The organism is Amycolatopsis minnesotensis (genome assembly GCF_039529815.1).
In the GTDB taxonomy this organism is placed as follows: Bacteria; Actinomycetota; Actinomycetes; order Mycobacteriales; family Pseudonocardiaceae; genus Amycolatopsis; species Amycolatopsis minnesotensis.
Window position 1 is genome coordinate 170,039 of sequence record NZ_BAAANN010000001.1, and the last position, 22,162, is coordinate 192,200.

Below are 22,162 nucleotides of genomic sequence, written 5' to 3' on the forward strand. Positions count from 1 at the left end.
GCCGCGTCCCGAGCCGACGTGCAGTGGTGATGGAGGCGATAGGCGTCGACATGGGTCAGCCCACCAAGCCCTGAAGGATGTTGACGACGAGCGGCGCGAGCATCGCCAGGCCGTAGCCGATCAGCGCGTTGCGCAGACTCTTCTTCGCCCGCTCGACCTCGCCCGGATCCCCGTCCGCGGCCAGGTAGCGGACGCCACCGATGGTCAGGAAGAGGGTGGCCAACCCGACCAGCAGACCGATCAGGAAGTTGCGCAGGTTCGTGATGACCTGATCCAGCGAGCCAGGGGGCGCGGCGACGACGAGTGGGTCGGCCGCCGCGGGGGTGGCGGCAGCGAGGAGCACCGCGAGGACGGCGCCGAGGAGGGTGACGGTGTGTAGCGTGCGTGGGCGCGTGCCGCGCGGGTGGCGCGGTGATCGCAGAGACATCCAGGATCCCTCCCGAGGACACCGGTGGCGGGTGGGCGAGGTGGATGTGAGGGGAACCAGGGAGCCGGTCACCCGCGGTGCGGCCTGCTGTGCCCGGCGGATGCGGCGGTGGCGGGCACCTACCGCGGTGCGCGTCTGCCCGGTTCTCGACCTGATTCCCCTCACAACGCTCTAAAGCGGGGTTCAGGCCGACTTTTTGCAGACGGATTTCGACTTTTTTGGCGGGCGCTCCGCACCGAGCCAAGAAATGAGCGCGGACTCGGCCCTTTCCCGGGCGCGAAGCACGCGGAAATACGAGTCGCCCAGTTCTTCGGCAGCCTCGTACAGGTGCATTTCATCCAGCCGGGTGTCGGCGATCAGGGAGGCTTCGGCCTCGGTGAGCACGCCCTCGCGGACGGCTTCGGCGAGCACCAGCTCGGGGTGGCCCTGGTCGGGCTGGCGCGGCTCGAACGACTCCCAGCGGGGCACCGTGCGGGCGGCGTAGTCCCACTCCGCCGCGCGCAACTTCGCCCCGGCGCGCTGCGCCGCCCACACCAACCGTGGCCCCAGCGATCCCGCGTCCGGATCGATCTCCTTCAACCGACCGGTGAACCCCGCGAGCATCTCCGCGTCGATGTCCTCGACGTCGCCGGTGTAGCCAGTCGCCAGCTCCCCGGCCGCCTTGCGCAACCCGGGCATCGCGACGCCGACCGCGCCGAGCACCCACGCCGGATCCTCGGTCTGTGCGGCCAGCACCAACTGCCGCCACACCGCCTCCCGGGCGGCCTCGGTGGTCGCCCGGTCCAGCAGCACGTCGCGCAGTTCGACCAACGGCACGCGTCGCCGCGGCAGCCCGCGCCCGATCCGCGCGCAGTCGATGGCGAGGGGCGCCGGGCCGGTGCACAACAGACGGAATGCCGACTCCGCGGCGTCCAGCGCCGAGGCGGACTCCACCGACTCGGCGCTGGTGTCACGGTCGCGGTGGCGGACACGGGAGGGTTCGGGGCGGTGGGCACCCGGGTGCATGGACGGCATCGCAGGACTCCCTTGTGCGAGCCGATCCGCGGGAAAGAACCCGGCGGATCGGCGTGGTCGATGACGCCGTCCATGCCGCCGGAGACCGCTTGCGCTTTCCTTCCCTGTTGATCTTGAAAACCGGGGTGCAAGGAAACCGCAAGGGATCACCTCGACCGTTCAACACCGGTTGCCGATCGGACTCGCGTACCGTCTGAACTGCGGTGCAAGGAAATCGTAAGGGGTCGCCGAGCGGTCACTGATCTCGCCGGAAGTTCTCCGAAAAAATCTTGACCACCTGGTTGCTGACCCGCTTGCAGGCTGGTTGCCTGCGCAGGCACCGCAAGGAGCAGGCTGCGGCGAAGTGGGCCGCGGAAGGCCGGACTCGGGGGTGGTGAACGCCGCCGTGAGCGACCGCCCCGACGCGGCCCCGTGGCCACGTCGGAGGCGCTCGCGGTGAAGCCGGGTGATTGCTCCAGTGGCGCCGCGCGGACACGACGCATGGGTTCGCGGAGCCGCGCGCCGCGGCGGGTGTGAGCGGACACCGGAGTCGGTGCGCCGCCGCCCTGTCAGCCCCCGAAGTTCGCGGTGGCTCGACCGTAACGAGGGACGGGCGCGGGGTATCCCGCGCGGCGCGTCTCGCGGTCCGATGACGCTCACGCGCCGGACGCCGCGCACCGCAGGCGAGGCGCTCCGGACAGTCGCTCGTTCGGTCTCGACCCGTGCGCCCGGCGACGCCGGTCGGGCGCCCCATGCGCCGCCCCACCGTGAGCACCCCGGGCACCGAAAGCGAGAGCTTCGCGGGTGAATTCGCGACCGTGACCGACCCGGTCCCTCGGTGCACGCAGGCCGTCCGCGGCGCGCAGCGCGAAGACTCGACCGGGGTGTGCGCGCCCCACTGACCGCGCCTCCTGTCGGGCGTGGACGCAGATACTTCTGGCCGGTGCGTGCACGCCCGGTTGTGCTCGCCAGCGCGGTCGCGACGGTCGCTGCGACCCCCGGGGCAGGGCGTCGCGCCCACAGCGGCACGCCCGCCGAGCAGGGCGCGTCGGGTCGTCCGGAAAAAAAGTTCAAACTCGTCTGCAAAATCCGGCGCACAACCGCGCTTTAGAGCAGTGTCAGAGCCCGCAACCGCGAATTGCGAGGACACTCACGATGAGCGTTGTTCCTTTCTCGCTGGAATCCGCAACAGAAATCGAAGCGCACCCGCAGCCACGGCCGCGGAAAAGCGCAGCCGTGCCGCTGGGAATTTGGTTGTGCGCACCCGCGCTGGCCGACGAGCACGGCCTGCCGCCGCTGATCGAGGGGCTCACCCGCAGCCTCGTCACCCAGGCCGTGACCGCCTTCACCACGCGCGGGAACACGGTCGCGGTGACCGGTCCGGACGCCGCCCGGATCGCCGCGATCGCCGACACCGACGGCGACCGCCGAGTCCTCTGCGTCGACCCCGAGACCGTCACCATCGGTGGCCACCGCGACCGGGTCGGCGGCGGGGCGCGCACCCCGGAACCCGGCTCGGTGGACCTGCTGCTGGCCGCCGAGCTGCCCGCCCCGTGGATCGACACCGACGGCCAGCCCTACACCACCTGGGCGCGCTGGCTAGCGCCCGGCGGAGTGCTCGCGGTCGCCACCCGCAACCCCGCCGGGGCTGGTCGGTTCGCCGACCACACCGGGGCGGTGGTCACCGCCGCGACCAACGCCGGGCTGAGCTACCTCCAGCACATCATCGCCGTGCTCGCCCACGTCCAGGGCGACCGGCTTCTCGTCTCGAGTCCGCCGGCCTCGGTCACGCTGCCCGCCGACGCGGTGCACGCCGATGCCCACACGGACCTGCTCGTGTTCCACACCGACTTCGGAGGCGCCGCCTGATGAGTACCTACGAGCCGATTCCGCAGCAGGCGCTGACCCGCGGCAGCGACGCGTTGGTCGAGCTTCCGGTCACCGTGTGGCCGACCGCGCAGCAGGCGCCGCGCACCCAGCGCGGCACCCGGTACGTGTCCGAGGCAACTGCGCATCCGGCGAAGATGCTGCCCGCCATCGTCCGCCACGCCATCGACACCTTCACCGCACCCGGCGACGTCGTCCTCGACCCCATGTGCGGGGTCGGCACCACCCTGGTCGAAGCCGTCCACAAGGGGCGCGATGCCCTCGGCATCGAGTACGAGAGCCGGTGGGCCGAAGTCAGCGAAGCCAACCTCGCCCTCGCCGCCGACAACGGTGGAACCGGTCGTGGTGAGGTGCACGTCGGCGACGCCCGCCAGGTTCTCCCCGATCTCGCCGACCGCTACGCCGGGCGAGTCGGGTTGCTGGTGACCTCGCCGCCGTATGGGTCCAGCGTTCACGGCCAGGTGCATGCCCCCGGGCACCGTCCGGTGCGCAAGCACGACAACCGGTACAGCCGCGATCGCGCGAACCTCGCGCACCGCAGCCTGCCGATGTTGCTGCGCGGGTTCACCGACATCCTGCGCCGCGCCGTCCCACTGCTGCGGCCCGGCGGAGTCGTCGCCATCACCACCCGACCGTTTCGCATCGACGGCGAACTCATCGACTTCCCGTCACTCACCCTGGACGCCGCGATCAACGCAGGACTCGAACCCGTCCAACGCTGCGTCGGACTTCTCGCCGGGCTACGCGACGGCAAGCTCGTACCGCGCTCGTCGTTCTTCCAACTCGACTACGTACGCAAGCTCCGCGACCGCGGCGTGCCCGCCTGGGTCATAGCGCACGAGGACATCTTGGTTCTCAGGGTCGGCCAGAAGACCGGCACGAGTTCTGTCGTCGAAGCGGCCGACAGGGACCTAGGCAGGACAGTACCCGTCCTGCCGACGAGGCCGTGGTCGCCCGACAAACACCGCGAGCAGTCACGTCGGTAGGTGTCCCAACTCCGTCCCGCGTCCGCAGCGTGCCGAGATGACCGGCGCGCAGGGGACGCGGGACGCGGAGACGCGGACCGGCTCCGCGATGCAGGACACCGCCGTTGCCGCGTAAGAGCTTCCCCTGGCTGTGATGCCGGGCTTTCCCAACCTTCCACGAGGGATTGATGATGCGCGCGAAGGATGCGGAACCGCAGTCCATCGAGGACCACATTCTGTCCACTCGGTCGCCTGGCGCTCCGCAAACACGTCAGCAAACCAAGAGTCTCCCCACTGCGACGCTGCTCGAACCTGCCCAGAGCGGCACGCTCTACTTCGTCGTGACGACGATCGATAGTCGTGGGCGACTGGCAGACCGGTCGCCCTTACGTGTCCTCGGCTGGACGCCAGACTGCACGATCACCATCACGGCGCTGGGGCGCGCGGTCATCGTTGTTACACGATCAGCCGGGCCGGATGCCGTTACCCGCCAAGGACACCTTCGACTACCCGCGCCGATCCGCCATGTCTGCCGCCTCAACACCGGCGCACGTCTGCTCGTCGCGGCGTCACTGGATCGCGACCTCCTGGCTGTCTATCCAGGTTCGTCGGTTGAAGCCAGCTTGTTGGCCTACCACGAGACTCTGCGTCATCGGGATGCGCGATGAATGACGCGGAGATCAGTGCAGCCCGGCTTCTACTCGCTCGGCTCGGAGTAAAACCCGAAGACCTTCTTGCCACGCCCTCCGCCGCCCGTGAGGCAATGCCGCTGATTCGCGACTACGTCACTCGCGTCTCCGACGCCGTTCCCGCCGGAACTCGTCGCGTATACAGCACGTACTGGCGACGGGTAGTCCAGGTGTGGGGAGACCGACGCATCGACGAGCCCACGCCGCTGGAGATCAAGCAACTCGCCGAAGACGTCCGGCACCAGGTCGTGGTCCGCAAGAACTCACGAGGCGGGGCCCGACGCTCGGCTGGCCGAGATCAACCACGCCGCGGGCAGCACCGGCAACGATCCCGAACTCGATCTGCTCCTGCTGCGCCTGCACACTGAGACCGCGTGCCGCCGCGGCGGCGCCCTCGCGCTCCGACCGCAGGACCTTGACCGGGAGCAGTGTCTCGTCCAGCTGAGGGAGAAGGGCGAGACCGTGCGTTGGCAACCGGTCTCGCCCACGCTGATGCGCCACCTGATCAGCCACAACGAACAGCGAGGAGACGGAGATCCGTCAGCGCAACTTCTCCGCTACCGCAACGGCCAGCCGATCACCGCGAGGCGCTACGACCATCTGTGGCAACGCATCGGGAAACAGCTCCCGTGGGTTGCCACCCAGCAAGTCAGCACCCACTGGCTCCGGCACACCACCCTCACCTGGGTCGAGCGCAACTTCGGCTACGCCGTGGCCCGCGCCTACGCAGGGCACGACGGCAAGAGCGACGCCGGGACGACGTCGACCTACGTGCGGGCCGACTTAGCCGAAGTCGCCACTGCGCTCGCCGCGCTGACCGGTGAACCACACCCGCTCGCTCCGGCAGGCAACAGCAGCCGTTGATCTCGGGCCGACCGACGGCCCGGGATCATTTCGACCGCTGCCGTTGGGGGTAGGCGGTTTCCATCTAGATCAGTCACGGCGTGCGGGCCCGCTGCACCCGGCGGTCGCTCCGGGCGGGTGTTGGCCAGCGGCAGGGCGAATCTTGCTCGTCACTGCGCTCGCTCGCACGGTGCCTGGCGTGACCGGTGTTGCCCTGACGGGATGTCCGACCGTCCGGGTTCGATCAAACAGGACGGTGTTTGGCATGCCAGTGGCGCACGAGGATGCGGATGCGGTGCCACGGGGCGTGTTGCAGACGTCGGAGATCGTTCAGGACCTCCCGCGTGGTGAAAACACGTTCCGCGCCGGGCAGCAGGACTGTCCGTAGGGCGCCGGAAAACGAGCCGAGCGCGCTGTACTGGTCACGGAGTTTGCGGTAGCGGGCGTTCAGTTCGGCCACATCGACCGACGGGTGGTAGGTATCCCGCAGGGTGCGGTGGCGGTAGGTGATCCACGCTAGGAGGCTGCCCGCCTGGCCGAACCATTCGCTCGAAACCGACGCGTGGTCGTCGCGCGCAGAACCGGCTATGGCGTGTTCGAGGCTGCTTCTGAGGTCTGACCGGGTCCGGTACGGGCGGACCCCCGCCGCCTGGGTAGGAACCTCCAGCACGTCGAGCAACCTTTTCGCGACCGGTCGGGCGAACCAGGCGAGATCTGGCGTTCGGAGCATGTGTTCGAGAACCCGTCCCTCGGTTTCCGCGAGCACCTGCTTCGCTTCGCCGTCGGCGTGGCGTCGGTGCCAGGTAAGCCACAGGTATGCAGGGACGAGCCGGCCCTGGACCCACCAGGTTGCACCGATGCGTTCCAGCCGTTGGATGCGTTCCTCGGCGGTGGCCGGTCGGACGCGCCGCCAGTACTGCCTGAGATCGTTCCACCGCCCCAGCTCCCACAGAGTGGCGCTGGTCGCGGACCGGACCAGCGCGGGGGACGCCTTGGCGGGCGGTGTGGCGAGCATCTTTCGGACCTGCGTGAACACGCCGATCTCCAGGAACAGTTCGAGCGCGGCGACCTCGCGCAGGGAGTCATCGACCGTGATCACCGGCGGGGACGGGCGTCGTGCCTCGGCGTCGCCCAGCGGTGGAAAGCCCCACCCCCGGCCAAGGAGGTCGAGCACGAAAGACGTGGGGCCGCAGAGCAGGTCGACCTGGGCCCCGGCCCGGCGCAGTCCCGTGACCAGGGGCGGCAAGTCCTTGTCAGCGGTGACGAAGTGCGGCGCGTGCGTGCTGTGCAGCAGCCAGAGGACACGCATCCCGGCGAGGCCGTCCGCGGCGAGGCTATGGACCGCCACGTCCACGTCGAAAAAGTCACTGCCGCTGTACCCGAGTACTAGCAGCGCCGGGCGTGCGCGCAACCCGGTGATGAACCGGTTTGCGAGGTCAGGCGGGAAGCCCTTCTCGATGCGTTCCAGCGTAGCTCCGAGGACCCCACCGCGTGGTCCGGTGGACCCGTGGAAATGCAGGATTCGATCCATGCCTGGGGCGTGGCCGTGTGCCGCGATCGCCTTCTCAATGCACAGGTCGAAATTGGCGGTCAGGTTAATGCCGCCGCGGGCGACGTGGTGGGCGAGGAAGCGGTGCAAGCGGTTGGAGGCTGCGCGGGCGACGTCGGCAACGCTGTCGTCCACGGCCCGTCCACCGTGGGCCCTGGCCACGACGCCGAGCACCGTCTCCAGCCGAGGTGGCCTCGCGTCGGTGCCTGGCGGGTCGTCCGGGCACGGTGGTGTCACGTTCCACCCGATGTCGAGGTGGGCACTCAGCACCCTGTTCAGCGTGCCCGGTGGGAAGTAGGCGGTGAAGATCCGTTCCGTCAACTCCCAGCCGGTCGGAAGGGACGAAGGTCCCTCGACTGAGATCCCCGCGCCGCTGAGCACGGTGACGTCCTCCGGCGCGGTCGAGATCAGCCAGTTCAAGCCGTGATGATGGCTCATCTCGTCCGCTCGTTTCCGGTCAGTCGAAGCTCGCGGCGGAGCGACTTGGCGTGCGGTGTAACGATCCCGCCGGTGGCGAAGACCGACTGTGCCTCGCCGAACCGCTGTTCGGCTTCGCCGCGTGCTCCCCGCCTGAGGTCGAACAGGGCCTGCGTGGTCAACAGCTGCCCTCGTCGCAGCACGCACGTCGATGGCTCCAGTAACCCCCATGCCTCGTCGAGTGATCGCTGCGCTTGGTCCCACTCGATGGTGGTCTGGTTGAGTGCGAGGCGGGCGACGAAGACGTGGCGCGCGATCCGGAGTTCCTGGTGCTCGACCGCCGTGGACGCGGACAACACCCGTCGACGAGCCAGGGCCAGGGCGGCGCTGTCCGCTCCACGTGTTTCGAGGACCCTGGCGGTCCAGAACAGTGCCTCGACCCGTAGCGCGGGATCGTCCAGGTCGTGCACGACAGAACGGGCGTGGGCCAACAAGTTGGTCGCCTGACGCCAACGGCCAGCGTTCATCAGGCATACGACCATGTTCATCGTTGCCCGCGCCGACACATCGACCGCACCCATTGTGGTGGCGTGGGCGCGCAGCCGCCCGAAGACGGACAGGGCATCGGCGGAGTTGCCCGTGTCCCGAAGAGCGATACCCATCGCGTTCAGGAAGCGCGCCGCCGTCCAGTGGTCGGCGGACAGACCGGCCGGTGCGCAGGCGGCCAGGCGTACGCGGGCCTGTTCGGCGAGGGATCGGGACAGCAGGTGCTCAGCGTCTGCCACTGCTGACGCAACACTCTGCGAAGACGGTGAAGACTTGACGACCGCGGAGGCGAACAATCCTGATGTCAGCCCAAGGAACGCACGGCGGCCGTGAGCCCGGGCGGCGGTCACAGCAGGTCAACCCAGCCAAGTTCACCGATCCGTGCGACCAATCTCTTCAAGTCCGCGCAGTGGTCGCGGTCGGTTATGAGGACGGCGTCGCCGGTGTCAACCACGACGAGGTCATCGAGCCCAAAGATTGCGTAACGCCTCCCGCCGACGGCCGGGTCGGCGTACAGCACTGCGCCCTCCGCGTCGACCGCCACCAGGTTCCGGTTCCGCCGGGCAGCGGCCGAGGACCGGTCGGTCCACGCGTTCCACGTACCGATGTCCGCCCAGTCGAATGTGCCGGGAACGACCACGACCGAGCCTGCGGCGGCGGCTGGCTCCAGCAGGGCGTAGTCGATCGCGACGCGCGGGACGCGGGACCAGGCACCAGGATCGACGTGGTCGGGCTCCATCGTCGCAGTCTGAACGCCGGAGAGCACCGCCGACGCGTGGGTCTCCATGTGTTGAAGGAACGACTTCGCTGACCAGGCCATGATCGCACTGTTCCAGAGGTAGCCGCCGACTTGGAGATAGCGCTCGGCGGTGGCGCGATCGGGCTTCTCCTTGAAGGAGGCGACCCGTTGCGGGCCGTGAGACGAGCCGAGAGCCAAGATGTAGCCGTATGCGGTGTCGGGGTGCGTCGGAGATATCCCAACGCAGGCAATGTCCCCGCCGAGGGCGATCTCCAGCATGGTCGACATCGTCGCGGCCCACTGGTTGCGGTCCGTCTCGATCACGTGGTCGGCCGGTGTGCTGATGATCAGCGCTTCGGGCTCCGAACGCGCGATCACCGTCGTGGCGAGGCAGAGCGCGGGCGCGGTGTCCCTGGCCGAGGGCTCGATGATTGTTGAGCCGATGCCCAGTTGCTCGGCGATGGCCCGCGTGTGAGCTTCGTGGCTGGCCCCGGTGACGACGTGCACGCGGTCCGGCGTGGTGAGCAGCAAAGCTCGGCGTAGCGCCGATTCCAAGAGGGATTCACCGCTTCCCAGGTCCAGGAGGAACTTGGGCCTGTCCTGCCTGCTGGCTGGCCACAGGCGGGTGCCACTGCCGCCCGCGAGGACGACGACGTGTGCATTGGTCGTGGTCATGGCACCTCAATCTTCGGGGAATGGATCACTGGTCGGCATGGACGATTGCGACTGCCGGGAGCGGACCGCGTAGAAGCGCACACAGGCGCTCGAAGGTCGCGCGGACGTCGAGTTCGTTGAGGTCCCAATTGTCGATGTGCTTGACCCCGCAAGCGGTCAGAAGGGCGGGAAGGTCGGCTCGCGGCACGGGTTGACCTCCGGTCTGGGCCTGCCGGGCGTTCGCGAGCACGACGGTCAGCACGGGAAGGCCGCCGTTCACCAGTTCCAGCACCGACTGCAACCCGCTGTGCAGCACGGCGTAGTCCCCGATCACGCCGACGGCGCGCAGACCCGTACGCGCGGCGCCTGCTGCCACCGCTACCGCGGACCCAAGACATAGAGCCACCTCCGCGCCCTCGTACGGTGGGTAGCACAGGCGCACAGACGATCCGACATCGGTTGCGACGAAAGCGCCTACCCTGCGAAGCCTGGCCACGGCGTCGAAGAGTGCCGCGTACGTCCCGGGGTCCGCTGGCGCGGATGTCTTCGGTTGCGCCGTCTGCCACGTGCCGGGCTGCGGAGAGGTCAGCGCACGGACGAGCGATTCTGGTGAGATGGAGCCCTCGGGTGGCAGATGGCTCGAACAGCGCCCGATGATCTCGGCCTTGCCCTGGGTGCGCTCGGCGAGGAATCTCTCGACCTGGGGACTGGACTCCTCGACCACCAAGGCCCGACCGTGGGCGAGCGCGAAGTCGACGACCGCCTCCGGTATCGGCCAGCACGCGCGCAGCGTCATCGCGCAACGGACACTGTCCGGCAAGCAATCCGCGACGGCCCCCACGGCGACGACGGCGATGGAGCCGTCACAGGCACAGCGCGTCTCGGTAGCCAACTTCGTTGAGGCTCGCGTGAATGTCGGCAGCGTGACCAGGCGTTGCCATTGCACCCGCCCCAGCTTGGTGAGCCGGTGCGCCACGGCGCCACGGTCGTGGGTCCGATGCTGCGGCGCTTGTCGGCTCGTGCCCCCGAGGCGAGCGGGTGGGACGTCGTCCCCACAGCTCGTGTGCAACCGGGGTGTCACGCGGACTAACACCGGAGTCCTCGATCCCTCGGAGAGAGTCACCGCCATCCGTACCGTGGCCGCGCAATCGCCAGCGCAGGTGGGCTCCAGGACAGGCACGCGAGCGGCAGCGGCGAGCTCGCGGCTGTCCAGGACGCAGGTCGAGTTCGCCGCGTCTGGGTCGTCGCCGACGACGATCACCAGTGCGGCACCGATCGTGTGCACCCCGGCGTTGGCGAGGGTGTCGAGCGCGAAGCCCAGCCCGTTGTGCTTCATGATCACGCAGCTCCGCGCGCCCGCGAAGGAGGCCCCGACCGCGCTCTCCACGGCCACCTTCTCGTTGAGCGCCCAAATGAAGTCCGGGACGTCGCGGTGAATGTGGTCTATCAGGTGGGTGATCGGCTTGCCGGTCACGCCGCTGATCACCGGGAACGTCTCCGCGAGCGCGACGGCCAGGTCCTGGCAGGTCTCCCGCACGCCCACCCCGGTTGCCGCGGTCATCGCTGGCCTCCCGACTCGACGCTTACGATGCCTGGAGCATTCGCCTGCTTCCAGAACTCCTCGAACTGGCGTTGCCAGTACGCATACCACCGGCCACCGGTCTTCCGGGTGATCTCAATGTGCATCCGGTTTTCGGTGGAGACGTTGTGACAACCGTGGAACTCCACGATGATCACGCCCGCCTGGGTCGGGACGTCGATACCAACCAGGCTGAACCCAGGGTTGTACGAGGCCAAACGCCATTCCACGGTGCCCGAGGTGTCCCACGCCGCCAAAGCGGCGAGCCTGCGGATCGTGCTCCTCAACGCGGGCTCGAACTCCTCGGCCGGGAACTCAACCGAATCGTCGAGTTGGCGGCCCGCCAGGACCACGGCGCCCGCCTCATCTGGATTCAGTACAATGACCCGCAGCCGACCATCATTGTGCCGCAGCACGGTTCTCCGGATCGCCTCGCTGTTCGACGCGGACAGTACGTTGGCCGCGGACGGCGCGAGCACCCACACTTGCTTGGCCTTCATGAGCCGGGAGGCGAAGGACACCGAGTGGAAGCGAGACCGGTCGAACAGCCAATCGTCGGCAGCGACCTTGATCGTGTCCTCAGGCAGCGTGACTCGGTAGACGAGCACGCCGACGCCTGCCAACACAGCCGCCCAGCGGACGTTGTCGCTCACCACGTCGTTCACTAGCGACAACGCCGCAAGCACCGCCGCGACCACCGCAATCGCGTACGCCTCAACGTACCTGCGTGTCCGCAGGTTTCGCAGGGCCTCAACCACCCGTTTCCGCATCTGGCACTTCCCTTCGGGTAGCGGACTGAGTGGCCTCATCGTCGGGGTAGGCCGAGCCCATCCATGCCACTTCGGGAGGTACTTCGCGAAAGTGCGACATCACGCAACCGCGTGTACGTCGGGCAACGTGTTCGGCACCGCCGTGCTGCCCGACCTTGATGGGCGCGACGTCACCTGCCGGGCCGCGGATACACCAGCAAGCCGGTCGCCGTCGACGGGACTTGCCCGGGACCGCGCCACGGCCCGGCCAGCCCCGGGACTTCAGGCAGTTCGGCCAGATCTGGAAGTAGGCCGACGGCCGAGCGGATCCGGCTCTGCATGCGGTAGCTGAGATTAGCGAAGCTGCCGATGTGCTCGCTGACGTGAGTGAACCGCGCGAAGTGGGCCTTGCCGGCCTCTTGGTCGCGTTCCCGGATAGCCCACGCCATGCCAAGGTCCGCCGCGGCGAGCAGCCGGTTGGCCGAGGGGTGGACGGCCGCGACAGCGAAGAACTCGTCCTGCGCGCGCAGGAGGGAGCGGTCATGCGCGCGTCCGACTGGCAGCGGCGACAGCGTGTGCTTTGAGGTACTGAAACCGAACTCGACTTCGAATCTCCGCCGAGCCAGGGTGAACTCGACCTCAATCACACCGGCGAGCCCGTCAGCCACTCTTGCCATCCGGTCGAGGACGACCATCGCCGTCTCACGCCGACGCCCGAGCAGGGTCTCCGTCAACGCGATCTGGCCAAGGACGTCATGGAGCGCGATCATCGCCGCGCGGCGATGATGTCCGAACTCGCCGGTCACGGCTACCTGGGCCGCGCTGCGATACAACTCGTTTGCGCTATCCAACCAGCCGAAGATCTGGCAAATGTGCGCTTGGCCAGCCCGTGCCCGCAGCACCGCAAGGTCACGTTCGCCTGGGGACCTCAACGCAGCGGCCTCGGCCTCCCAGGCACGTGCGTAACGCAATGCAACAATGTTCTCGGCGTCGCGGGTGATCGCATAGGCGATCTCCAGCAAGGCCAACCGAACCAGCGGTCCGGCCACGTGAATATCCGGGATCGCACGGTCAGCTTGCAGCAGCAGGAACTCGTAGAGGTTGGCCCGGCCCGCGGCATACGCCTCGGTCAACTGACGTAAGGCGTCGTGCGGGTCGTTGGTCAGCGTCAGCCCGGTGCCTGCGATCGGCCGGGACGGCCGTAACGGTGGCTGCCCTGCCATGGTGAGCAGCCTGGACGGCACGCGCCAGGAGTCCCGGTACCGCTTGTCTTTGTCTCGTGGCAGGCTCGCAGATCGTATCTGCGGCGCCTCGTGCGGCAGGGTTCGGACGGCGAACGCGTCCACGGCCGCAGCGTCCCGCTCGGGTTCGATGGCGCCGACGGCCTCCGCCCGCAGGGCGAGCAGGTTTGTCGCCCTCAGTGGATCACCGGCGGTGTTGGCAAACAGGGGACGCTTCACCGTCAGGATGAGTGCAATGGAAGCGTCGACCGCATCGAGACGTCGTTCCACCGTCCGCCGAGTGACTCCGGCCTCCTCAGCGATCCGGGTGACGGACACGGGATCGGAGGTGAGCCCGGTGGCGTCCCACCACAGCCACAGGTCCTCCGAGGCCAAGCCACCCGACAGCCGGAACCGGACCAGATGCCTGGCCAGGGTCGCCCGCAGGTGTGCGGGGTCGACCCCAGGCGCCAGTCGCTCGATCACCTCGGGCGGTGGTGTGGTCGACGGCAGAATCCGACGCCCCTGAACCGTTCTCGGCGTCCGCATATCGTCCCGCAGATAGAAACGAAGAGCCTTCACGTCGTCGGCCGATATGGATCGGCTCGATTCCACATCGTTCTCGATAGCCACGCTGCCTCCGTCCCGGTAATGCCTCATCGACGCGGTTACGGACTGCTAGTCGATACCGTGGGACGACCGTTACAACCGAGTCATCCAGGTCCAACGCGAACCTCGTTCACGGGCATAGCGCCTGAAACACGTTGCCCCTCAACAGATTGCCGATTCGACCACTCGCACGCCCAGCAGAGCCTCGTTGACGCCTGGCCCTCACCGCGAGGGAAATCAACTGACCGGTTGGCCGTGTGGTTCGTGTTCCGGCGGGATGGTTCGCGCTGGGCCAGCCAAGGAGCTTGAAGATCGTCATACCAACGACGTTTCCGCTCCATTGTGGACTGCAGTTTACGAACCTGGTGGCCGTGGCGAATACGACGGACTTCAGTGCCCAGCTCCGACGGCAACTTGGGCGCGAGGCTGCTACCTGTCTTTGGGTTTGCCGTGCACCGGCACCGTGTTCGGACTGGGCGAGAGCGGCCTTCCTGACACGGAGGTGCTTGACGGGCCGGTCGACGTAGAAGTGTCCTGGAATCGCAAGAAGCCGCTTGATGCGTTGCTCGGCTCTGTGGGCGGCGACGATGGTCCAGATAGTGGTCGGTGCGATCGCAGCCGTGTCCGTGTTTGAGGGTGCGCGATGCGGCCGATGACCCATTGGGCGGCAGGGGTTGGCCGTGGCGCCTGGCCAGATGGTGTTGCCGAGCACGATGCCGTCGTCGTTGTCGATGACCTGGGCCTTGTGGCGAACTCGATGAGCTTGCCGAGACGGTCCCTGCAATCGGACGGGCGTCGGGGCGTGTCCAGCAGCGGGTGCGAACGTTGACCCTGTGGGTAAGCTGCGGCGCCCCTTTCGGGATGGAGAGCTACGCGGCAAGGGGGTGTGGTTCTCCCGTGAGAGCCGCGAGCGCAGCAGCAACTTCGTCTATGTTGGCGCGGACGTAGGTTGTGGTGGTTCCGGCGTCGTTGCCGTGGTCGCTGTGTCCGGCATAAGCGCGGGCCACGGCGTACCCGAAGTTCCGCTCGACCCAGGTCAAGGTGGTGTGGCGCAGCCAGTGGGTGGAGATTTGCTGGGTCGCCACCCAGGGCAAGTGCTTGCCCAGCCGAGTCCAGAGGTGGTCATAGCGGCGGGTAGTGATGGGGCGCCCGTCGGCGTAACGAAGCAGCTGTCCATCGCGGGGAGCCCCTCGCTCATCGGCATGGTGCTGCAGGTGCGCCATCAACGTAGGCGAGACCGGTTGCCAACGCATGGTTTCGCCCTTCTCTCGCAGCCGGACGAGGCACTGGTCCGGATCGAGGTCTTGCGGCCGGAGTGCCAGGGCACCGCCGCGGCGGCACGCGGTCTCGGTGTGCAGCCGCAGGATGAGGGTGTCGAGGGCCGGGTCGTTGCCGGTGGTGGCCGCGGTGTGGTTGATCTCGGCCAGCCGATCGCCCGCAACCGCGCGGCGGGTCGACGGGAGTCGCGCGGGTTTGGCGACCTTGCGGGCCGGGTTGTCGGCGGGGGCGATGAGCTCGTCGTCTTCGGCGTGCTTGTACAGGCAGCGCAGGGCGGCGATCAGGTGCTCGCCCGCGCTGCGCCCGCCGCGGGCATTGCGGCGGGTAACGACCGTAGCCCTGACCTGCTCGACCAGGTGTTTGACTTCCGAGGGGGTCGGCTCGTTCAGACGGCGGTGACCCCAGTGCTCGCAGATCCGGTTCCAGTACGAGGTGTAGACCCGGCGGGTGCCCTCAGAGACCGCCTCGGATACGACGGGGATGTAGTCGGCAAACGTCGGCAGCGGCGGCCCGGTGACCGGCTCGGCAAGCAGCTCTTCGGCGCTGACCCCCATCCGGGCCAGCAGCAGCCGGGCGGCGTCGAGATCGGCAGCCCGGTCCGAAGACACAGCATGCTGCTGCTGATGGCGGGCGGTCATGTGAGATCACCGCCTAGCAGCCTCGCGTGCCGGTCGGCGAGCAACAGGTCGAGCACCGTCGGCGGGTGCACAAGCAGCACGTTGCGCTCGGGGTGGGCGGCGAGCAGCACGCGATCGCCCGAGGCGAGACCGCAGCAGTGTCGTACCGGCGCAGGAAGGCGGAGGTGTCCCTGGCTGGTCATGCCGAACACGCCGCAGGGGTCGGTGCTGATGATCAGCGTTCCGTGGGTGACGCTGATGGCCAGCGGCGTCCCGGCTACCCAGCCCAGCGCGGCGAACACCGTCCGGTCGGCGACCCGTCCGCGGCAGTCGACAGCCGCCATCCCGTACACCGCAGTCTCGGTGCGGGCCGTGGGGACGGTGGGTAACGGCAGCGGCCGGTTCGACGCGGCCGTTGGGGAACGCCCGTCGCGGGCCAGCGAAGCGGGGAAGGCGACCGGGTCAATCACCGCGCCGGTCATGCCGACCACCGCCGCCATAGGCGTCGCGGGGTCCGGCAGAACGCCGGTTCAGGGTGTTGGAGTGCGTTCAAGCACGGGTACGTTGGATGTAGCAGAGATGCCACGAAAGTGTGTCCGAGGGGGGACTTGAACCCCCACGCCCGTTAAGGGCACTAGCACCTCAAGCTAGCGCGTCTGCCATTCCGCCACTCGGACTTGCTGGGAACACACTATACGTCCTCCGTAAGGCGTCATCACCGGGGGTGTGGTCCGGACTGTCCGGCGGGCATGGCAAGATCATTTGGCTGACCAGTCGGGGTGTGGTTCGTTCGGCGCGCAGCGTGCCGAGGTCTTGATCGATGCCGTCGGGCTGGGCATGCGCGATCGTGGGCGTGGGATCGTCCGGGCTTCTCGGGCTCGCAGTGGTAGGAATGCGAGGTGACCGAACCGAACCGCATCGACACCGCCGCTGACGAGGCCGTCACGCTGACCAGCGAGCTCATCCGCATCGACACCACCAACACCGGGGATCCGGAGACGCTCGTGGGGGAGCGGGAGGCGGCGGAGTACGTCGCCGAGAAGCTCACCGAGGTGGGCTACGAGATCACCTACGTCGAATCGGGCGGCAAGAACCGGCACAACGTGGTCGCGCGGCTGGCGGGTGCTGATCCGTCGCGGGGGGCGCTGCTCATCCACGGGCACCTCGACGTCGTGCCGGCGGACGCCTCCGAGTGGTCGGTGCATCCGTTTTCCGGGGCGGTGCAGGACGGGTACGTGTGGGGGCGCGGCGCGGTCGACATGAAGGACATGGTCGGCATGACGCTGGCGATCGCGCGCCACTACAAGCGCGAGGGCATCGTGCCGCCGCGCGATCTGATCTTCGCGTTCGTCGCCGACGAGGAGGCAGGCGGGAAGTTCGGTGCGCAGTGGCTGGTGGAGCACCGGCCCGACCTCTTCGAGGGTGCCACGGAGGCGATCAGCGAGGTCGGCGGGTTTTCCATCACCCTCAAGGATGACGTCCGCGCCTACCTGGTGGAGACGGCGGAAAAGGGCATCCGCTGGATGAAGCTGCGCGTCCGGGGCACCGCGGGCCACGGCTCGATGATCCACCGCGACAACGCGGTGACGAAGCTTTCCGAGGCGGTCGCGAGACTCGGGAACCACCGGTTCCCGTTGGTGCTGAGCGATTCCGTGCGCGAGTTCCTCGCCGGGGTCACCGAGATCACCGGGTGGGACTTCCCCGAGGACGACCTCGACGGGGCGGTGGCGAAGCTCGGCAACATCTCCCGCATGATCGGCGCGACGCTGTGCGACACGGCGAACCCGACCATGCTCACCGCGGGTTACAAGTCGAACGTGATCCCGTCGGTCGCCGAGGCGGCCGTCGACTGCCGGATCCTGCCGGGACGCCTGGAGGCGTTCAACAAGGAGCTCGACGAGATCCTCGGGCCGGACATCGAGAAGGAGTGGATGGAGCTTCCGCCGGTCGAGACCACCTTCGACGGTGCGCTGGTCGACGCGATGTCGGCGGCGGTGCTGGCGGAGGACCCCGGCGCGCGCACGCTGCCGTACATGCTTTCCGGTGGCACGGACGCGAAGTCGTTCCAGACGCTCGGGATCCGCAACTTCGGGTTCGCGCCCCTGAAGCTGCCCGCCGACCTGGACTTCTCCGCGCTGTTCCACGGCGTCGACGAGCGGGTGCCCGTCGACGCGCTGCGGTTCGGCACGCGTGTGCTCGACAGGTTCCTGCGCTCGTCCTGATGGCACAGGTACGTCTCGCGGACGGCACGGCGCTGTGCGTGTCCGAGACGGGTGATCCCGGCGCGCCGGTGACCGTGCTGTTCGCGCACGGCTACGCGCTCGATCTCCGCAGCTGGCAGGCGATCGTGCCGGATCTGGTCTCCGCCGTCGAACGCCCGGTCCGGGTGCTCAGCTACGACCACCGCGGCCACGGGCGCTCGGACCAGGCGACGAGGTCGTCGGCGACGATGAACCAGCTCGCCGACGACCTCGCGGAACTCGTCGAGAAGCTGGTGCCGAGCGGCAAGGTCGTCCTGGTCGGCCACGACATGGGCGGGCTCGCGGTGATGTCCCTCACGCAGCGTCACCCTCGCCTGTTCGCCGAGCGGGTCGGCGGCCTGGTACTGCTGGGCACCTCGGCCGGCGGGCTCACCGCCGAGGCGTCCGCGTCGTGGCCGCAAGCCCTCGGCTGGCTGGTCCGCGACCTCGAGGCGGTGCTCGGGTCCAAGATCATCGGGCTGGTGCGCGATCACACCAGCAAAGCCGTCAGCGCGGGCCTGCGGTGGTGGCTGTTCGGCGACGACCCCGACCCGGCCGCCGTCGAGCTGACCGTCCAGATGATCAGGGGGAACTGGCCGCGCACGGTGTCCCTGTTCCGGCCCGCGCTCGACGCCTTCGCGCGGGAGGCCGCGCTGACCGTGGCCGCGGACATCCCGGTCACGGCGATCGTGGGGGAGCGGGACCGGCTGATCCCCGCGGCGGACGTGGCGCTGCTCGTCCGGCGGGTGCGCCGCGGCACCGCCGTGGTGCTGCCGGGGCTCGGGCACGTGCTGCCGCTCGAAGCGCCCGCGCAGATCCTCCCCAGGATCGTCGGGGTGGTGCACTCGGTGCAGCGCGAACTAGACGATGACGCCGGGTAGTCCCGCGAGCGCCGCGGTCCGCTTGCGGCGCAGCCACACCCGCCTCGTGCCGTCCGAGTACAGCCGGACGGTCGAGAGCTCCCATCCCGCGAACTCGGCGTGAATCGCCAGCTGCGTCGCCGCTGCGCGCCGGGAGACACCGGGCGGCAACTGCAGCCGGCGGTACTCCCAGTCCCCTTCGACCACCGCCTCGTCCACGGTCACGGTGTGATCACCTGAATCCCTTCTCCGGCGGCGGAGCCGACGACCACGCGGGAGGTCGTTTCGTCCACGGCCACCGAGTTCGGCTGGCGAACGGTCGGGAAGCGGTACTTCTCCACCGGCTCGCCACCACGGACGTCGTAGCCGACCACCTGGTTGAGGCCGGTGAGCGTCACCCAGGCGAGTGCCTTCTTGGCGTCGTAGGCGATGCCGTACGCGCCGCCGGGCACCGGGTACCGCTGCCGCATCAGCAGCGGGTCGGTCGAGAACGCGATGAGCGCGCCCGCCTTCACGTCGGTCACGAGCACGCGGCCGAACGAATCGGCGACGGCGTTCGCCACGCCCTCGCCAGCACGGAGACCTTCGCCGACCTTGCCGCCCTGGACGTCGACCGAGAACAGGGCGGTGCGGAGGCGGTCGAGCACCACGGTCTTGTCACCCGTGGTCAGCACGTCGTCGGCGCTGTAGAGGCTGCCACCGATGGTCCTGGCCACCTTGCCGCCCGCGAGAACGGCGATCTCCTTGCGGTCCCGCACCGAAACGAGCGTCTGATCGCCGACGGCGGTGGCCGCGCTCGGCGTGCCCGGCACGGCCAGTTCGGTGACCGTGCCCGCGGGGAGCGCGATCTCGGCGACCTGCCCACTGCCGGGCACACTGGCGAGCAGCCTGCCCGCCGAGGACGTGATCCGCTCCGCGGGGCCGGGCAGTGGGACGGACTTCGGCGGTGCGGTGAGCGCGCCGAGATCGTAGAGCCGCACCGAGGGCGGGGTCTGCAGGCCGACGGCGAGCGTGGTGCCGGTGGTGGCGACCGCCGTCACGTTCCCCGGCGCCGCGAACACCGTGCCCGCGGGCTTCGCGGTCACCGCGGGCGCCGTCGCGGGGACGGCCGCGACCGGGTTCTGCACGATCTGCAGGTCGTCCTTCTGACTCGCGCCGGAAGAGCAGGCCGTCACGGCCAGCGCGCAGGCAAGCGGGATCGCTACCAGCCGCGCGGTGGCGAGCCTACGCACAGTGAAGCCTCCAGGTCGTCGTGCCGTGACTCCAGCATCCCTCACGGACGCCGTGTCGTCACGTGCGTGTCATCCGGTAGTCATCTCGGCCACCGCTCCGGGTAGCCGAATTCGATGGCGCTGACGTCGTCGAGCGCCGATTTGATGGCGGGCGGGAGCGTGATCTCGTCGGCCGCGAGCGAGCCGGTGAGCTGCCCGGTGTCCCGTGCTCCCACGACGGGTGCGACCACGCCCGGCCGGTCGCGGACCCAGGCGAGCGCCACGCAGAGCGGTGACGTGCCGAGCCCGTCGGCAGCCGTCATGACCGCCTGGACGATCCTCGCCGCCCGCTCGGTGCGGTGCTGCTCGACGTAGCCGGCGTAGGTGGCCGACGCGCCGCGGGAGTCGGCGGGGGTGCCGTTGCGGTACTTGCCGGTGAGCACCCCGCGGCCGAGCGGGGCCCAGGGGAGCAACCCGACGCCGTGGTGCTCGGCCGACGGGACGACTTCGCGCTCGACCCCGCGCTGCACCAGCGAGTACTCCATCTGGCACGAAATCACCGAAGAACGGCCAGCGACCGTCGCGAGCTGCCAGCCCGAGTAGTTCGAAGCGCCGACGTATCGGACCTTGCCGCTGGTCACGGCGAACTCGAGCGCGGAGAGGGTCTCTTCGAGCGGGACCGACGGGTCCCACGCGTGCAACTGCCACAGGTCGATGTGGTCGACCCCGAGCCGGCGCAGCGAACCGTCCAAAGCGGACAGCAGGGCGCCACGGGACGCGCCGCCGCCGAACGGGCCGTCGGTGCGCCGCGCGACGGCCTTGGTGGCGAGCACGATGTCCTCGCGCGGCACCAGGTCGCCGAGCAGTGAGCCGAGCACGCGCTCGCTCTCACCCTCGCCGTAGATGTCAGCGGTGTCGACCAGCGTGCCACCCGCGTCGACGAAGGCGACGAGCTGGCTCGCGGCTTCCTCGCCGTCGGTGTCGCTGCCCCAGCTCATGGTGCCGAGGGCCATCCTGGACACGCGGAGTCCCGACCGGCCGAGCTGTCGCTTCTCCATGACGCGCGAGCCTAGCCGCAGCCCCTTCGCGCGCGTGACGAAGGCGAGTCATGTCGCGCGCCGGCACCCCGTTAGTGTCTGCGCCGAACACGCTTCGCAGTGCTTTGCACCCCCAACCGACGGAAGGATCGCGGAACGGATGAAGGTCTTCGGCATGGCGGAGGTCGGCTGAAATGGGCTGGTTCGAAGCACTCGTCCTCGGTCTCGTCCAGGGGCTGACCGAGTTCCTCCCGATCTCCTCGAGCGCGCACCTGCGGATCACCGCGGCGCTCGCCGGATGGGACGACCCCGGCGCCGCGTTCACGGCGGTCACCCAGATCGGCACCGAGCTCGCCGTGATCCTGTACTTCGCGCAGAAGATCGGCCGCGTCATCGTGGCGTGGTTCTTCTCGCTCTACAAGAAGGACTGGCGCGGGCACCCCGACGCGCGGCTCGGCTGGCTGATCATCGTCGGCTCGCTGCCGATCGTGGTGATCGGCCTGCTCTTCCAGGACAACATCGACCACGCGTTCCGGGATCTGCGGATCACCGCGACCATGCTGATCGTGTTCGGCGTGATCCTGCTGATCGCCGACCGCGTCGGCCGGAACTACCGCGATCTCGACCACCTCACGGTCTCGCACGGCCTGATCTTCGGGTTCGCGCAGGCGCTCGCCGTGATCCCCGGTGTCTCCCGTTCCGGCGGCACGACCAGCGCCGGGCTTTTCATGGGCTACAAGCGCTCCGAGGCCGCCGAGTACTCGTTCCTGCTCGCCGTGCCCGCGGTGTTCGGCTCCGGCCTGTACAAGCTGACGGACATCGGCAAGAACGGTGAGACGGCGCAGTGGGGTCCGACGATCCTGGCGACGCTGATCGCGTTCGCGGTCGGCTACGCCGTGATCGCCTGGCTGATGGCCTACATCAAGAAGGGCAGCTTCGTGCCGTTCGTGGTGTACCGGATCGCGCTCGGCGCCCTGCTGTTCGTGCTGATCTTCACCCACGTGCTGGACCCGAACGCGGGGCCGACCGGAACCTGATCGAAACGACGTAGGG

The 22,162-nt window shown here is 68.8% G+C and carries 20 protein-coding genes and 1 tRNA gene; 7 read left to right on the forward strand and 14 right to left on the reverse strand.

All coding sequences use genetic code 11. The features are described 5' to 3' along the window. Positions 1 to 55: 55 nt before the first annotated feature. Together ABD256_RS00635 and ABD256_RS00640 are read right to left on the reverse strand one after the other, a co-directional pair. Positions 56 to 427, reverse strand: a complete 372-nt coding sequence (locus ABD256_RS00635; protein WP_344412140.1) for a pilin — start codon at positions 425 to 427, stop codon at positions 56 to 58. A gap of 183 nt (positions 428 to 610) precedes the next feature. Further along, entirely contained in the window at positions 611 to 1,441 is an 831-nt protein-coding gene (locus ABD256_RS00640) for a hypothetical protein (protein ID WP_344412142.1), read from the reverse strand. Between the two features lie 1,215 nt (positions 1,442 to 2,656). On the opposite strand from ABD256_RS00640, the gene ABD256_RS00645 reads away from it, so the two are divergent. From ABD256_RS00645 to ABD256_RS00660, 4 genes are all read left to right on the forward strand, one after another. After that, positions 2,657 to 3,289, forward strand: a complete 633-nt coding sequence (locus ABD256_RS00645; RefSeq protein WP_344412144.1) for a hypothetical protein — start codon at positions 2,657 to 2,659, stop codon at positions 3,287 to 3,289. Beyond that, on the forward strand, positions 3,289 to 4,293 hold the full coding sequence (locus tag ABD256_RS00650) for a TRM11 family SAM-dependent methyltransferase (protein ID WP_344412146.1): 1,005 nt from the start codon (positions 3,289 to 3,291) through the stop codon (positions 4,291 to 4,293). Before ABD256_RS00645 ends, ABD256_RS00650 begins: the two co-directional genes overlap by 1 nt. A 170-nt stretch (positions 4,294 to 4,463) precedes the next feature. Continuing rightward, complete coding sequence (locus ABD256_RS00655; protein WP_344412148.1) at positions 4,464 to 4,940, forward strand: hypothetical protein; 477 nt, start codon at positions 4,464 to 4,466, stop codon at positions 4,938 to 4,940. A 372-nt stretch (positions 4,941 to 5,312) separates the two neighbouring features. Next, entirely contained in the window at positions 5,313 to 5,825 is a 513-nt protein-coding gene (locus ABD256_RS00660; protein ID WP_344412648.1) for a tyrosine-type recombinase/integrase, read from the forward strand. A gap of 223 nt (positions 5,826 to 6,048) precedes the next feature. Here the strand turns inward: ABD256_RS00660 and ABD256_RS00665 are convergent, their stop codons facing one another. From ABD256_RS00665 to ABD256_RS00705, 9 genes are all read right to left on the reverse strand, one after another. Further along, positions 6,049 to 7,773 (reverse strand): SIR2 family protein, encoded by a 1,725-nt coding sequence (locus ABD256_RS00665; protein WP_344412151.1) that lies wholly within the window; start codon positions 7,771 to 7,773, stop codon positions 6,049 to 6,051. A gap of 14 nt (positions 7,774 to 7,787) precedes the next feature. Beyond that, complete coding sequence (locus ABD256_RS00670) at positions 7,788 to 8,555, reverse strand: hypothetical protein (RefSeq protein ID WP_344412154.1); 768 nt, start codon at positions 8,553 to 8,555, stop codon at positions 7,788 to 7,790. 107 nt (positions 8,556 to 8,662) lie between these two features. Then, the gene (locus ABD256_RS00675) at positions 8,663 to 9,730 is read right to left on the reverse strand and encodes a mannose-1-phosphate guanylyltransferase (RefSeq protein ID WP_344412157.1); all 1,068 of its coding nucleotides are present in this window, start codon (positions 9,728 to 9,730) and stop codon (positions 8,663 to 8,665) included. Positions 9,731 to 9,755: 25 nt separating this feature from the next. Next, positions 9,756 to 11,270 (reverse strand): thiamine pyrophosphate-dependent enzyme, encoded by a 1,515-nt coding sequence (locus ABD256_RS00680; protein ID WP_344412159.1) that lies wholly within the window; start codon positions 11,268 to 11,270, stop codon positions 9,756 to 9,758. Beyond that, the gene (locus tag ABD256_RS00685; protein ID WP_344412161.1) at positions 11,267 to 12,058 is read right to left on the reverse strand and encodes a hypothetical protein; all 792 of its coding nucleotides are present in this window, start codon (positions 12,056 to 12,058) and stop codon (positions 11,267 to 11,269) included. Before ABD256_RS00685 ends, ABD256_RS00680 begins: the two co-directional genes overlap by 4 nt. Before the next feature lie 170 nt (positions 12,059 to 12,228). After that, on the reverse strand, positions 12,229 to 13,890 hold the full coding sequence (locus ABD256_RS00690) for a hypothetical protein (RefSeq protein ID WP_344412163.1): 1,662 nt from the start codon (positions 13,888 to 13,890) through the stop codon (positions 12,229 to 12,231). Positions 13,891 to 14,735: 845 nt separating this feature from the next. Continuing rightward, positions 14,736 to 15,782 (reverse strand): tyrosine-type recombinase/integrase, encoded by a 1,047-nt coding sequence (locus tag ABD256_RS00695; protein ID WP_344412165.1) that lies wholly within the window; start codon positions 15,780 to 15,782, stop codon positions 14,736 to 14,738. Continuing rightward, entirely contained in the window at positions 15,779 to 16,243 is a 465-nt protein-coding gene (locus tag ABD256_RS00700) for an AbrB/MazE/SpoVT family DNA-binding domain-containing protein (protein ID WP_344412167.1), read from the reverse strand. The genes ABD256_RS00695 and ABD256_RS00700 overlap by 4 nt, the downstream gene beginning before the upstream one ends. A 111-nt stretch (positions 16,244 to 16,354) precedes the next feature. Beyond that, positions 16,355 to 16,438, reverse strand: a tRNA-Leu gene (locus tag ABD256_RS00705). Between the two features lie 222 nt (positions 16,439 to 16,660). Between ABD256_RS00705 and ABD256_RS00710 the strand changes: the two genes are divergently transcribed. Continuing rightward, positions 16,661 to 17,983 (forward strand): M20/M25/M40 family metallo-hydrolase, encoded by a 1,323-nt coding sequence (locus ABD256_RS00710; RefSeq protein ID WP_344412169.1) that lies wholly within the window; start codon positions 16,661 to 16,663, stop codon positions 17,981 to 17,983. Beyond that, complete coding sequence (locus tag ABD256_RS00715; RefSeq protein WP_344412171.1) at positions 17,983 to 18,882, forward strand: alpha/beta fold hydrolase; 900 nt, start codon at positions 17,983 to 17,985, stop codon at positions 18,880 to 18,882. Before ABD256_RS00710 ends, ABD256_RS00715 begins: the two co-directional genes overlap by 1 nt. Here ABD256_RS00715 and ABD256_RS00720 read toward each other — a convergent pair. From ABD256_RS00720 to ABD256_RS00730, 3 genes are all read right to left on the reverse strand, one after another. Beyond that, positions 18,862 to 19,086 (reverse strand): DUF5703 family protein, encoded by a 225-nt coding sequence (locus ABD256_RS00720; RefSeq protein ID WP_215544311.1) that lies wholly within the window; start codon positions 19,084 to 19,086, stop codon positions 18,862 to 18,864. The genes ABD256_RS00715 and ABD256_RS00720 overlap by 21 nt on opposite strands. Beyond that, entirely contained in the window at positions 19,083 to 20,093 is a 1,011-nt protein-coding gene (locus tag ABD256_RS00725) for a YncE family protein (RefSeq protein ID WP_344412176.1), read from the reverse strand. The genes ABD256_RS00720 and ABD256_RS00725 overlap by 4 nt, the downstream gene beginning before the upstream one ends. An 80-nt stretch (positions 20,094 to 20,173) precedes the next feature. Beyond that, a complete protein-coding gene (locus ABD256_RS00730) occupies positions 20,174 to 21,130 on the reverse strand; it encodes an aldo/keto reductase (protein WP_344412178.1) in 957 nt (318 codons plus the stop codon). 173 nt (positions 21,131 to 21,303) lie between these two features. Here ABD256_RS00730 and ABD256_RS00735 point away from each other — a divergent pair, with 173 nt between their 5' ends. Continuing rightward, entirely contained in the window at positions 21,304 to 22,146 is an 843-nt protein-coding gene (locus ABD256_RS00735; protein WP_344412180.1) for an undecaprenyl-diphosphate phosphatase, read from the forward strand. The last annotated feature ends 16 nt before the right edge of the window (positions 22,147 to 22,162 follow it).

Excerpts from the sequence above, each read along its gene's own strand:
- ABD256_RS00675 (WP_344412157.1), bottom strand. The coding sequence starts at position 9,730 with ATGACCACGACCAATGCACACGTCGTCGTCCTCGCGGGCGGCAGTGGC.
- ABD256_RS00635 (WP_344412140.1), bottom strand. The coding sequence starts at position 427 with ATGTCTCTGCGATCACCGCGCCACCCGCGCGGCACGCGCCCACGCACG.
- ABD256_RS00680 (WP_344412159.1), bottom strand. The coding sequence starts at position 11,270 with ATGACCGCGGCAACCGGGGTGGGCGTGCGGGAGACCTGCCAGGACCTG.
- ABD256_RS00685 (WP_344412161.1), bottom strand. The coding sequence starts at position 12,058 with ATGCGGAAACGGGTGGTTGAGGCCCTGCGAAACCTGCGGACACGCAGG.
- ABD256_RS00730 (WP_344412178.1), bottom strand. The coding sequence starts at position 21,130 with ATGGAGAAGCGACAGCTCGGCCGGTCGGGACTCCGCGTGTCCAGGATG.
- ABD256_RS00655 (WP_344412148.1), top strand. The coding sequence starts at position 4,464 with ATGCGCGCGAAGGATGCGGAACCGCAGTCCATCGAGGACCACATTCTG.
- ABD256_RS00715 (WP_344412171.1), top strand. The coding sequence starts at position 17,983 with ATGGCACAGGTACGTCTCGCGGACGGCACGGCGCTGTGCGTGTCCGAG.
- ABD256_RS00735 (WP_344412180.1), top strand. The coding sequence starts at position 21,304 with ATGGGCTGGTTCGAAGCACTCGTCCTCGGTCTCGTCCAGGGGCTGACC.
- ABD256_RS00700 (WP_344412167.1), bottom strand. The coding sequence starts at position 16,243 with ATGACCGGCGCGGTGATTGACCCGGTCGCCTTCCCCGCTTCGCTGGCC.
- ABD256_RS00650 (WP_344412146.1), top strand. The coding sequence starts at position 3,289 with ATGAGTACCTACGAGCCGATTCCGCAGCAGGCGCTGACCCGCGGCAGC.
- ABD256_RS00640 (WP_344412142.1), bottom strand. The coding sequence starts at position 1,441 with ATGCCGTCCATGCACCCGGGTGCCCACCGCCCCGAACCCTCCCGTGTC.
- ABD256_RS00695 (WP_344412165.1), bottom strand. The coding sequence starts at position 15,782 with ATGACCGCCCGCCATCAGCAGCAGCATGCTGTGTCTTCGGACCGGGCT.